This is a genomic window from Haloactinopolyspora sp. (assembly GCF_027324685.1).
Classification (GTDB): Bacteria; Actinomycetota; Actinomycetes; order Jiangellales; family Jiangellaceae; genus Haloactinopolyspora.
The window spans coordinates 1-12,453 of sequence record NZ_DAHVSH010000028.1 but is presented as its reverse complement, the minus strand read 5'-3'; the positions used below and the strand labels follow the sequence as shown (position 1 = coordinate 12,453).

The following is a 12,453-nucleotide window of genomic DNA, read 5'->3' as shown; positions in this document are numbered from 1 at the left end:
GCCGTGACTCGGCTTCCATCGCGTGCGTAGGAGAGTTCGCCGACCCTCTCGCCGTCCAGGTAGGCGGCATAGGCTTGCGCCGTCCTGGTGATCTCGATGTTCACGTGGTGCCCGCCTCCACACGTCATCATCGCTGCGTGTGATCGTGACCTTTCACCGTAGCCGACGACGTGCTCATGTGCTCAGGTGTGGGCCTGGTGTGGCTGCGTCACAGCGGTCCTGCCACGATGCACGAATGCGTCTTGATCATGTGTCGTATGCGGCCAGACCGGACGGGCTGGATGCCACGGCGCGCGCTCTGGCCGGCGAGCTCGGAGTCGACCTCATCGATGGCGGGGCGCATCCGCGGTTCGGCACCCGCAACCGGATCCTGCCGCTGGCCGGCGGCCATTACATCGAGGTCGTGGCGGCGCTCGAGCACCCGTCGACCGACGACATTCCCTACGGCCAAGCCGTCAAGGCCTGTAGCGAGCAAGGCGGCGGATGGCTTGGCTGGGTGGTCGCGGTGGACGATATCGGCCCGGTGGAGCAGCGACTCGGCCGACCGGCGATGGCCGGCAACCGGAAGCGCCCGGACGGCTTCGAACTGGCGTGGCGGCAGGTCGGGGTGTGTGGGCTGGTGGTCGATCCACAGCTGCCGTTCGTCGTGCATTGGCAGTCCGACCCGGCCGAGCACCCGTCGAAGGGCGGCGACGGCGTCGAGCTGGTGAGCATCGAGATCGCCGGCGACCCGCGCCGGGTGACGGACTGGCTGGGTCAGACGCAGAACTTCCCGCTCGAGGACGTGCACGTGTCGTGGGTGGATCCGGACGGCCCGCCCGGGGTGCGGTCAGTGATGTTCCGGACGGAGGCGGGTCTGGTGCGGCTGTAAATGATCATGTTCACCATGTTTTCTGTCGCACCAACCGGCGTGCACGGGTGGTGTGACAGGCAATTGCATGGTGAACATGATCATTTGAACAGCGGGGAGGGTCAGGCGTCGCGCTTCTTGAACAGCACCCACGCGGCGACCAGGATGATCGCGATGAAGACGGCGAACACCCCACCCGAGGCCCAGCGGTCGAAGTAGTCGAACTCCGGCCCGCCCTGCGGGTCGTAGGGCTGCGTCGCCAGCAGCCGCGCCCCGGCGCTGAACGGCAGGAACTTCAGCACCGGCTGGAGCCAGTCCAGCGCCGGCACCATGGACAGTCCGCCGATCAACCCCTCGACCAGCAACGGCACGATCAGCAACACCACCAGGGCTGACGGCACACCGCGGAACAGCTGCGCCAGGGCCAGCCCGAGGATCGTGTACAGCACGACCAGGACGAAGTAGCCGGGGATGACCTCGTTCAGCGGTGCCTCGAACGACGGCACCTCGCTCCAGAAGATCATGCCGATCACGAAGTTGATGAGCAGCGAAACCGCGACCACCACGATCGCGGTGAACGACACCATCAAGATCTTGGCCATCAGCAGCCGCGACCGTTGCGGGATGGTGGTGAGCGTCGGCTGAATGGTGCCGTGCCGGTATTCGTGCCCGGTGGCGAAAACGCCGATGATCGCCATGAAGATCGGGATGAACGTGGCGAACTCCGCCCCGCCGGTGAGCACCGAGGCCACGTTTCCGGGGCTGGGGTCGTCGTTGCGCGTGGCGAAAGCGATGATGAAGGCGACCCCGGCGGTGATGAGCAAGCCGAGTCCGATGAGCCAATACGTCGAGCGCAGCGTACGGATCCGGACCCATTCGAAACGCAAGGCGTCGGTCATGCCGCACCTCCGGTGGTGGTCGACCCGGCGCCGGGCTGCTCGCTGAGCATCGCGCGCTCCTCGTCGGTGATGGTGTGCGCGACGTACTCCTCGGAGGCCCCGGTCGCGGAGATGAACGCGGCCTCGAGCGAGGCCGTCTGCGTGGCGAGCTCGTGCAGGATCACACCGTCGCGGTGTGCTTGCTCGCCGATGACGGCGGCGTCGAGGCCGGAGACCATGGCGCCGTCGTCGACGGGGGTGACCTCGCCGCCCATGCCGCGCAGCGTCTCGGCGAACTTGTCCAGCGCGGGGGTACGGATCAGCACGGTCGACTGCGTGAACTCGCGCACGAAACCGTCGACGTCGCCGTTGTAGATCATCTTTCCGCGCCCGATGACCACCAGCTCGTCGGCCATGAGCGACATCTCGGACAACAGGTGACTCGAGACGAAGATCGTGCGTCCCTGAGCGGCCAGCGACTTGAGGACGTCACGCAGCCAGTGGATGCCGTGTGGGTCCAACCCGTTGGCCGGCTCGTCGAGGATCAGCGTGGACGGGTCGCCGAGCAGGGCCTGCGCCAGGCCCAGCCGCTGGGCCATACCGAGCGAGAAGCCCTTCGGCTTCTTGTTCTTCACGTCGCTGAGGCCGACGAATTCGAGGACCTCGTCAGCGCGAGACATCGGAATCGCGCTACCCGCAGCGAGCATCCGCAGGTGGTTGCGCGCCGTGCGGGTGGGATGGAAGGACTTGGCCTCCAGTACCGCACCGATCTCACGCATCGGGTGGCGGATGGAGTCGAAGCGCCGACCGTCGAACAAGGTCTCTCCCGACCCGTGGTCGAGATCGAGCATCAGCCGCATCGTGGTCGACTTGCCGGCGCCGTTCGGGCCGAGGAAGCCGGTGACGACGCCGGGGCGGACATTGAACGTGAGGTCATCGACGGCGACTTTGTCGCCGTAGCGTTTGTGTAAGGCCTTGGTCGTGATCATGTGTTCTCCAGTCGGAAAGTTTCCCGACTGCGAACCTATCGGCTCACCCACCCGCGCGAAGTCATTCCTGGTGTTGAGGACGGCTATCCCTCTGAGGGTGGATGCACCCTGTCCGACCTGGTCACTCAGGCGTTTCGCAGGGCCAATCGGGCGAGTTGTCCGGCCTGGGCCCCATATGAACCACCGAAGAGTACGGCATGGACGAGAACGGGGTGCAATTGATGCAGCGGCGCGCGTTCACGCCAGCCGTCGGCCAGCGGCCACACTTCGTGGTAGGACGCCAGGACGCGTTCGAGATACGGGAAGCCGAACAGCGCCAGCATCGCGAGGTCGGTCTCGCGATGCCCGCCGTGGGCCGCGGGGTCGATGAGGTAGTTGGTCCCGTCATCGGCCCACAGGACGTTACCGGCCCACAGATCGCCATGCAGGAGTGCTGGCGGCTCCGGCGGGCCGGCGAGCTGCTCGATGTCTTCCACGACCCGCTCGACGTCGGCGGCCGACCGCTTGTCGATGGCGCCGGCCTTACGCGCGGCGCGCAGATACGGCTCGATGCGGCCATGGGCCCACAGCCGGCTCCACGAGTCCCACGGTCCGCCCGGCAACGGCAAGGTCCCGATCCACCCATCGCCGTGTGCGGAGCCGAAGACGTCGGCGCCGTGTCGGTGAGTGGCTGCGAGCGCGCGGCCGAAACGCTCGGCGGCCTGCGCCGACGGTACTCCGGTGGTGATCCACTCGAGGACGAGACAGTGGTCGTCGTGGGCCAGGACCGCCGGCACCGGGACGCCGTCTCGTGCTGCGCCGAGCTCCTTGAGGCCACGCGCCTCGACCTCGAAGAAACCGTCGGGCGGGTCGTCGTGGGTCTTGACGAACACCGTGCGACCGTCACTGAGCCGGGCCCGGCGGGCTTCGCAGATCGAGCCACCCCCGACCGCCGTGACAGACGCGACGGGGGTACCCAGCAGGCGCGTCAGCCGGTCAGTGTCGACCGCGCTCACCGCCCTCCGGCTCGGCCTTGACGCCGAGATCGTCGCGGATGGCGTCCACCAGACCGGACACCGCCTTTTCGACCATGTCGACGACGTCCTCGAACGATTGGTCGTCGCCGAGGTACGGATCCGGGACGTCGAGCTCGCCATCGGCGAGCGCCTCGGGGTCGTAGGCGCGCAACATCTGGATCTTCGCCCTGGTCTCCTCGTCCGGGGCCAGCCGGTGCAGGTCGGCGAAGTTGTCGCGGTCCATGACCAGGACGAGGTCGTAGGTGTCGAACCAGTCGGGCTGGAACTGCTGCGCCCGGTGCGCGGTGCCGTCGTAGCCGTGCCGGTGCAACACCGCCACGGTTCGCGGGTCGGCAGGCTGCCCGGCGTGCCAATTGCCCGTGCCGGCGGAGTCGACGGTGACGACGTCAGCGAGCCCGGCCCGCTCGAGGTGGTCGCGCAACACGACCGCGGCGATCGGGGAACGGCAGATGTTTCCTGCGCAGACCATGCACAGACGCAGGTGGGGTAAGGAATCGCTCACGTAGCCAGGATGCCTGTCACCGGCGCTGGCGCGCCAACTCCCCCACTGCGAGCGCGAGTTCGGTGGCGAGATCGAAAGAGCGCTCGTGGTTGGGGTTGCTGCGCATCCACAGACAGATGGTCTGTACTACGGCACCGGACCAGGCCGGGTCGCGGCGCAGCGCGTGCCGGACGGACACCGGGCGCGGTGACAACGACGTGACGTCGAACCACTGCCCGTCGGCGAACGCCAGCATCGGGTTGCCTTGCGGATCGTCGTAGACGACCTCGTAATCGTTGAACCCGCCCAACGCATGCCGGTTGGAGTCCGGGTCGGGATACCCCGGCGGAGTCGTCACCGCCATCGGCACCGGCCGACTCGGCCGATAGTGCCGGTCGACGTGCGCGTTGGATCGCTGATGGTCCGACGGAGGTTGCTCGGTCAGTACCGAACCGACGGGGCCGTAGCCGATCGTCATATGTTCACCATGCCCACACGAATCAGGGCACAACGACCCCCGTCGCGTCATCGGTGAAGACGCATCATCGTCGTGCTGGATGCGCATCCCAAGGTACGGCAAACGCTCCTGACAGGGAAGGCGCGCGCCAGAAATCGTTGCGCTGCCGCCGAGCTGTGCGGGGTAGGCAGCAGCGCAACGACCCGCCGACTCGGTCAGCCGGGCAGCAGAAGGTTCAACAGCCAGCTGACGACCGACACCACCAAGGCCCCGAGCACGGCTTCCCAGAAGAACCCGTCGACGTGGAAGGGCACGTCGAGCACGTCGGCGATCCACGAGGTGAGCCAGAACATCAAGGCGTTCACGATCAACGTGAACAGGCCCAGAGTCAAGATCAGCAGCGGCAGCGACAACAGCTTCACGATCGGCTTGATGACGGCATTCACGACACCGAAGATCAAGGCCACGATCAGCAGCGTGACGACCTGGTTCGACGTGCTGTCGGACGTGATGCTGACGCCGTCGACGATCTCGGTGGCGACCCACAGGGCGAGGCCGTTGACGATCAGGCGAACGATGATGGAGAACACGGGCCCTGAGCGTACACATCCGACCGGGTGCGTGAGAGCAGATATCGTGCACGAATATGACCCACATCGAGCATCACCCGGGCGGTGACCCGCAGCCGGACCAGCAGGAGCGGCGGCCGGTACGCCTTCGTGCAGCACTGGATGACTTGCCGTCGTATCGCCCCGGGCGAGCGGCTGCGGCCGCGTCGCCGAGTGGGCAGCCGGCGTACAAGGTGTCGTCGAACGAGAACCCGTATCCGCCCTTGCCCGGTGTCATCGAGGCTGCACACGAAGCTGTGGCGCAGATGAACCGCTACCCGGACATGTTCGCCGGTGAACTGGTGGCCGCGGTGGCTGAGCGCCATGGCGTGCCGGCCGAGGACGTGGCGACGGGTACGGGCAGCGTTGGTGTCCTCCAGCAGGTCATCCAGTCGTGCGCGGCTGAGGGCGACGAAATCGTCTACGCGTGGCGCTCGTTCGAGGCCTACCCCATCGTCGTCGGCATCTCCGGCGCCACGTCCGTGCGCGTGCCGTTGGGCGCGGGCGGTCGCCATGACCTGGACGCGATGGCGGCGGCGATCACCGACCGCACCCGATTGATCCTGGTGTGCAGCCCGAACAATCCGACCGGCCCGGCTGTCGGCCACGCGGAGATGCAGGCGTTTCTGCAGCGGGTGCCTGAGGACGTGCTGGTCGCGGTGGATGAGGCCTATCGCGAGTTCGTGCGCGACTCCGAAGCCGCCGACGGGCTCGATCTGTACCGGGACTGGCCGAACGTGTGCGTGCTGCGCACCTTCTCCAAGGCGTACGGGCTGGCCGGGCTCCGCGTGGGGTTCGCGGTCGCGCACGACCGGGTCGCCGACGCCCTGCGCAAGACGGCGGTGCCGTTCGGCGTCTCGGGAATCGCCCAGCGTGCCGCCATCGCGTCGCTGGCGCGGGAAGGCGAACTGCTCGAGCGCGTCGACGCCCTCGTGGCCGAGCGCACCCGGGTGCGCGAGGGCCTGCTGGCGCAAGGCTGGGACGTGCCGTCGACCGAGGCGAACTTCGTGTGGCTCGCGCTGGGGCCCGACACCATGGAGTTCGCGTCATTCTGTGAGGCCAACGGACTGGTCGTCAGGCCCTTCGCCGGCGAAGGGTGCCGGGTGACGGTGGCTGAGCGCGAAGCCAATGACCGCCTGCTCGACTTGGCGGCGAAATGGATGGCAGGCACGCGGAACTGAGCCATGCCGTTGAGGTGAGCAGCTCGGTCGCTGCCGGTCGGGCACAGGGGTAAAGCACGGACGGCATCCAACGTTCGGGGGGCGAGACGTCAGATGCCGTCCGTGCGGCTCAAGTATGCCGCGTCAGCAGCAGGTATTGCCAATGCCTGTCGTCGAAGTCGAGTCCGCGGCGGCTACCGGCGCGCCGACGGCGAAGAAGAGCACGAACGTGGCGAACACACCAACCGTGACTCGCTTGACACGCCTCATAGCTGATCGAACCCCCAAAAGAGGTTTAGTTGGACTAGCAAAAAGTGACTGACTGTAGTCCAATACTGTCATGACCCAAGACCAGCCAGCAACTGTAGATGAGGCGCCGGCTCCGACGCCCGTCGGACAGCGTATCCGAGCCCGCCGGTTGGAGCTCGGACTGTCCCAGGCGGAGATCGCCGAGGGCATGCTGTCGCCCAGCTACGTTTCACTTGTCGAAAGTGGTCGCCGCCAGCCGGCGGCGTCGGCTTTGGCGCACATCGCCGAACGGCTGAACATCGACGTGGAGTACCTCCGCGACGGGGTGGACGCCTCGGTGCGCACCAAGGCTCGTCTCGAGCTCGGGCGCGCCGAGATGGCGTTGCGCGAAGGCCGGGCCGAAGAGGCTTATGAGAAGTTCACGGCGCTGATGGGTGATCCCGGGCTCAACGACGAGCAGGACCGGCAGGCCCGGCTCGGCCGTGCCCAGGCTCGTGAGCGCAGCGGTGACATCGAAGGCGCCATCGACCTGCTGACCGAGCTCGCCGACGAGGCGCGGCAGAACCCCGAGGTGCAGTCCTGGCTCGACGTCGCCATTCTGCTCACTCGCTGCTACGCGCGAGCCGGCGACTACAACATGGCGATCCAGGTCGGCGAAGAAGCCCGGCGCTCGGCCGCGGACCTCGGCCTCGAAGGCACCGACGAGTACATCCGGCTCGGGTGCACCGTGCTCGGCGCCTACTACGAGCGCGGCGACGTCGTGCGGTCGAAGATGCTCTCCACTGAGCTCGTCGAGGCCGCGGACCGGATCGGCGCACCCCACACGCGGGGTGCCGCGTACTGGAACGCCTCGCTGGTCGCCGAGGCCCGTGGTGAGCTCGCCCTGGCCCTGAACCTGGTCGACCGCGCGCTGGCGATGTTCGGCGAGGGCGACGACCTGCGCAACCTCGCCCGGCTGCGGGTGGCGCACGCCTGGCTGCTGTTGCAGGGGCCGGAGCCCCGTGCGCAGGAGGCGCTCGACATCCTCGAACGCACCCGCGACAACATCGAGCAGTACGGCGGCAAGGTCGACGTCGCCAACTTCAACACCAAGCGCGCCGACGCGTTGCTGCACCTCGGCCGGGTCAGCGAAGCACGTCAGGCCGTCGACCTCGCACTGCGCGATCTCGGCGAGCGGCGGCGGGCCAACGCGGCCGACGCCAGGCTCACTCGGGCCCGGATCCTGCGGGCCGAGGGCGACACCGAGGGCGCCATCGCCGAGGCCACCAGGGCGGCTGAGGAACTCGAATCCATGGGGATCACCCGGTACGCCGCAGCGGCGTGGCGCGAGCTCGCCGAGCTCCACCGCAGCGTCGGCCGTACCGATGAGGCCCTCGACGCGTACGAGAATGCGCTGCGCGTGGTTCGGGTGGTGCCGCGGGCCAGTGGCGGCGTGGTGAACGATCTCGACGACGATCTGGCCCTCGACCAGGGCGAAAAGATCCACGTGTCGAGCTGATCAATACCAGCGGTCAACTGCCGGGTGTCCCCGGCAGTTGACGCTGCGTTGAACCACCAGAACGTCCGGTCACGTCGTCATTTTCTCAATCGGCTTGGGGTCTCGGGTCGACGGCGTGGCCGGACGTCGCTCGCCACTGACCACCAGAGCCACACCGGCGATCACGAGCGCGCCACCACCGACGACGGCTGCCGTGACGCTCTCGGCCAGAATCGCCCAGCCCAACAGGACCGCGACGACGGGGTTGACGTAGGCGTACGTGCCGACCAGTGACAGCGGTGCATGCGCCAGCGCGTAGCTGTACGCGGTGTAGCCGGCCAGCGACCCGATGAGCACGAGATAGGCCAGCGCCACCCAGCCACGGATCGGGATGGCGGCGACGTCGAAGTCGGTGGCCGCACCGGTGGCCGACGAGACGATCGTCATCACGGCGCCCGCGGCGAGCATCTCGTACGCCGAGGTGACCATCGCGTTGCGCGGCAGGCCGAGCCGCGGTGAGAGGTACGAGCCCAGCGCCCACGACATCGACGCGACGATCAACAGCAGCACGCCCCACGCCTGCACGCCCTCGATGCCTCCACGGGACAGGCTGACCGCCGCCACCCCGCCGAGTCCGACGAGCACGCCGCACCACGTCGCGGTTCTCGGTCGTTCTCCGCCGGCAGCACGGAGCAGGACGAACCACAACGGGACGGCACCGATGATCAGTGCCGTCAACCCGCTGGGCACGGTCTGTTCGGCGATCGCGACGACGCCGTTGCCGAACACGAGCAACATGAGCCCCATCACCGCCGCGCCGCGCAGCTCGGCCATGGTCACCCGCGCCCGGCTGCGCCCGTGGCGCACCACGATGTAGCCGAGCAGCAGCCCGCCGGCGGCCAGGAATCGCACGCCCATGCCGAGCAGCGGCGGTATGCCCGACTCGACGACCACCCGGATGCCCAGATACGTCGAACCCCACACCACGTACACGGTCACCAGGGCAGCCCAGATGAGCGCGGGGCGGGTCGAGGGCGATGTCATGAGCGTCTCCATGGATCGGTGCTGCGGCCGACGACAATACTGCGGTCCCGACCGGTCGCCGTGACAGCGATTTCCAGCCAACTTCCCCAGGAATGGCGTCAGCTGGACGGCGGAGTGTGGCGCCAGCGGTGTCGCGGCCGCCGTGCGGCAGGGCCGGCGCACCCGGCAAAACACAACATATAGATGAGTTGCATCTGTGTAACTACAAGATAGAGTGTGTCCTGCAGCTGGTTCTGCCCGGTCAGCCAGATCGGTCAGAGGTAAGAGGGAACCCGGTGTGAGTCCGGGACTGCCCCGCAGCGGTGAACGGGAGCGACCGCCGTCATCACGCACTGGATCGCCGGAGGCGATCTGGGAAGCGACGGTCAGTAGGTGACAGCCATCCGCCGGATGGCCGTCGGGCCCGTGAGTCCGAAGACCTGCCAGTGCACCGGAGCCCGAAGCGGGCTCCGGAGTCCGCGGCCTCGAGGGAGGGCCAGGGGATGATCACGCCGAACCAACTCACCCCGCGGAACACCGTGGCGTGGTCGACGTCATCTGCTCCGACGCGTCAACCCTCGCAGGTCCGGACGATCCAGCCGAACTGCGAGGAGCGTCACGAGCATGCACGTCGTCAAGCGAGACGGATCCACCGAGCCCTACGACGGCCACAAGATCGCCCAGGCGATCGAGTCCGCGACCGCCGGTCTGGACGATCAGGTGGCCCGCTCGGCCCAGTTGCAGTCCGAACTCGAGATCACGCTGTTCGACGGCATCACGAGCCAGCAGCTCGACGAAGCGGTGATCCAGGTCGCGCTGCAGAACGTCCGCGACGATCCAGCCTTCGACACCGTCGCCACCCGAGTGCTGCTCAAGTCCGTCTACAAGCAGGTACTCGGTGATTACGACACGGCAGCCGAGCTGGCCGAGCTGCACCGGCGGCGGTTTCCGGAGGTCATCGAGCGCGCAGTCGCGACCGGGCTCCTCGACGAGCGGTTGTCGGCCTGCTTCGACCTGAACCGGCTCGGCGCCGCTCTCGATCCGGCTCGAGACGGGCTGCTGCGCTACATCGGCGCTGCCACGCTGTTGAACCGCTACGTCATCGACGACCGCGACGGGGGCCCACTCGAGGTTCCGCAGTTCTTCTGGATGCGGGTGGCGATGGGGCTGTCGCTGACCGAGGACGATCCCACGACGGCCGCCATCGGCTACTACGACAAGATGTCGCGCCTGGAGTACCTGGCTGCTGGATCCACCCTGGTCAACGCGGGGACGGCGTACGCCCAACTGTCCAACTGCTTCGTGATGGACATGGAGGACGACATCGAGCACATCGCCAAGAGCGTGCGCGATGTCATGTGGGTGACCAAGGGCACGGGGGGCATCGGGCTGTCGGTGACCAAGCTCCGGGCCGAGGGCTCACCCATCCGGTCGAACAACACGGCCTCGACCGGACCCATCCCGTTCATGCACACCATCGATTCGACTCTGCGTGCGGTGTCGCGCGGTGGCAAGAAGTTCGGGGCCTTGTGTTTCTACATGGAGAACTGGCATCTCGACTTCCCGCAGTTCTTGGACCTGCGGCAGAACGCCGGTGATCCCTATCGCCGCACCCGGACGGCGAACACGGCCGTCTGGATTTCCGACGAGTTCATGAAGCGCGTCGCCGCCGACGACGACTGGTACCTGTTCGATCCGCTCGAAACCGCCGACCTGACCGAGTTGTACGGCCAGGCTTTCAGCGCCCGCTACGCCGAATACGCCGCCGCGGCCGAAGCCGGTGAACTCCGCACGTTCGCCAGGGTCAGCGCCCGCGAGCAGTTCCGATCCATCCTCATCAGCCTCCAGACGACGTCGCATCCGTGGCTGACCTGGAAGGACACCATCAACAACCGAGCGCTGAACGACAACACCGGCACGATCCACCTGTCCAACTTGTGTACCGAGATCACCTTGCCGCAAGACCGCGACAACATCGCGGTGTGCAATCTGGCGTCGGTGAACCTGTCGCGCCACCTCACCTCCACCGCGACCGGGCTCACCATCGACTGGGAGCGGCTGGCACAGACCACCCGGCTGGCCGTGCGGCAGTTGGACAACCTCGTGGACATCACCGTGTCGTCGGTGCCGGAGTCGGAGACGTCGAACGAGCTCAACCGGGCCATCGGGCTCGGGGTCATGGGGTTCACCGACGTGATCGAGCAGCTGGGCGTGCCGTACGACAGCGAAGACTCCTACGACCTGATCGACCAGGTGATGGAGTTCATCAGCTACCACGCCATCGATCAGAGTGCCGACCTGGCCCGCGAGCGAGGCGTCTACCCCAATTTCGCCGGTTCCGGCTGGAGCCGGGGCATGGTGCCGATCGACACCGTCGACGTCGCCGAGCAGCAGCGGGGCGTGCCGATCACCGTCTCGCGCACACAGCGACTGGACTGGAGCGCGCTGCGCGCCAAGGTACGCGGCGGCATGCGCAACGCGACGCTGCTGGCCATCGCACCGACCGCCTCGATCGGCCTCGTCGCGGGCACCACGCCGGGGCTCGACCCGCAGTTCGCCCAGATCTTCAGCCGGGCCACGAGCGCCGGGAAGTTCCTCGAGGTCAATCGCAACCTGGTCGCGGCCCTGAAGGAACGCGGCCTGTGGGAACACGTCCGCGAGGACCTGCTGCGCGCTCAAGGTGACGTGCGGGCGGTGCCGGCCGTGCCGGCGGACCTGCAGGCGATCTACGCGACGTCGTTCCAGATCTCGCCGCACGCGTTCATCGAGGTCGCCGCCCGCGCGCAGAAGTGGATCGACCAGGCGATCAGCCGGAACATGTACCTCGAGATGCGCGATGTCGGCGACATGATGGATCTCTACGCTCACGCCTGGCAGAAGGGCGTCAAGACCACCTACTACCTGCACATGAAGCCGCGCCACACCGCCGAGCAGAGCACCGTGCGGGTGAACAAGGCGCAGGACGTGCCCGGCTCGGCGAACGTTGCGGAACCGCGGGCGACCGACCGGCGGCGCGGCTTCGGCTTCGCCCGGGCGATCGCACCGCGCACGTCGGCTCCCGCCCCAGCGCCGACGAGTCGAATCGACGTTCTCGCCCCGGACGACGACCAGGCCTGCCCCGTCGACCCGCAGGAGCGAGTCCAGTGCGAGGCCTGCCAATGACGACGCCGAATCAGCCCGCACAGCCTGAACCACACGAAGGAGCACGACTCATGACCACCGGCATCCTCGGTACCGGAATCTCCGAAGGACTCCTGCTCAAGCC

General features: G+C 67.4%; 11 protein-coding genes and 1 riboswitch. Of the genes, 4 read left to right on the top strand and 7 right to left on the bottom strand.

What is annotated here, in order from left to right; all coding sequences use genetic code 11:
* Nucleotides 1-235 precede the first annotated feature (235 nt).
* On the top strand, nt 236-871 hold the full coding sequence (locus M6444_RS04165) for a VOC family protein (RefSeq protein WP_298323458.1): 636 nt from the start codon (nt 236-238) through the stop codon (nt 869-871).
* Nucleotides 872-972: 101 nt separating this feature from the next.
* Here the strand turns inward: M6444_RS04165 and M6444_RS04160 are convergent, their stop codons facing one another.
* The 6 genes from M6444_RS04160 to M6444_RS04135 all read right to left on the bottom strand — a co-directional run bounded on the left by M6444_RS04160 (nt 973) and on the right by M6444_RS04135 (nt 5,261).
* The gene (locus M6444_RS04160) at nt 973-1,749 is read right to left on the bottom strand and encodes an ABC transporter permease (protein ID WP_298323456.1); all 777 of its coding nucleotides are present in this window, start codon (nt 1,747-1,749) and stop codon (nt 973-975) included.
* Nucleotides 1,746-2,717 (bottom strand): ATP-binding cassette domain-containing protein, encoded by a 972-nt coding sequence (locus M6444_RS04155; protein WP_298323454.1) that lies wholly within the window; start codon nt 2,715-2,717, stop codon nt 1,746-1,748. The genes M6444_RS04160 and M6444_RS04155 overlap by 4 nt, the downstream gene beginning before the upstream one ends.
* A gap of 125 nt (nt 2,718-2,842) precedes the next feature.
* Nucleotides 2,843-3,712: a fructosamine kinase family protein gene (locus M6444_RS04150; protein WP_298323453.1), complete on the bottom strand. Its 870-nt coding sequence runs from the start codon at nt 3,710-3,712 to the stop codon at nt 2,843-2,845.
* Nucleotides 3,693-4,235 (bottom strand): low molecular weight protein-tyrosine-phosphatase, encoded by a 543-nt coding sequence (locus M6444_RS04145; protein WP_298323452.1) that lies wholly within the window; start codon nt 4,233-4,235, stop codon nt 3,693-3,695. The genes M6444_RS04150 and M6444_RS04145 overlap by 20 nt, the downstream gene beginning before the upstream one ends.
* Nucleotides 4,236-4,251: 16 nt before the next feature.
* Complete coding sequence (locus M6444_RS04140) at nt 4,252-4,692, bottom strand: hypothetical protein (RefSeq protein ID WP_298323450.1); 441 nt, start codon at nt 4,690-4,692, stop codon at nt 4,252-4,254.
* Nucleotides 4,693-4,886: 194 nt separating this feature from the next.
* Complete coding sequence (locus tag M6444_RS04135) at nt 4,887-5,261, bottom strand: phage holin family protein (RefSeq protein WP_298323449.1); 375 nt, start codon at nt 5,259-5,261, stop codon at nt 4,887-4,889.
* 56 nt (nt 5,262-5,317) lie between these two features.
* Here M6444_RS04135 and M6444_RS04130 point away from each other — a divergent pair, with 56 nt between their 5' ends.
* Nucleotides 5,318-6,460, top strand: coding sequence for a pyridoxal phosphate-dependent aminotransferase (locus tag M6444_RS04130; RefSeq protein ID WP_298323448.1), 1,143 nt, complete (start codon nt 5,318-5,320; stop codon nt 6,458-6,460).
* A gap of 319 nt (nt 6,461-6,779) precedes the next feature.
* On the top strand, nt 6,780-8,186 hold the full coding sequence (locus tag M6444_RS04125; RefSeq protein ID WP_298323446.1) for a helix-turn-helix transcriptional regulator: 1,407 nt from the start codon (nt 6,780-6,782) through the stop codon (nt 8,184-8,186).
* Nucleotides 8,187-8,255: 69 nt separating this feature from the next.
* Here the strand turns inward: M6444_RS04125 and M6444_RS04120 are convergent, their stop codons facing one another.
* Nucleotides 8,256-9,209, bottom strand: a complete 954-nt coding sequence (locus M6444_RS04120; RefSeq protein ID WP_298323445.1) for an EamA family transporter — start codon at nt 9,207-9,209, stop codon at nt 8,256-8,258.
* Between the two features lie 211 nt (nt 9,210-9,420).
* Nucleotides 9,421-9,651: riboswitch (cobalamin riboswitch) on the top strand.
* Nucleotides 9,652-9,812: 161 nt separating this feature from the next.
* On the opposite strand from M6444_RS04120, the gene M6444_RS04115 reads away from it, so the two are divergent.
* Nucleotides 9,813-12,350, top strand: coding sequence for a ribonucleoside-diphosphate reductase subunit alpha (locus M6444_RS04115; RefSeq protein WP_298323443.1), 2,538 nt, complete (start codon nt 9,813-9,815; stop codon nt 12,348-12,350).
* The last annotated feature ends 103 nt before the right edge of the window (nt 12,351-12,453 follow it).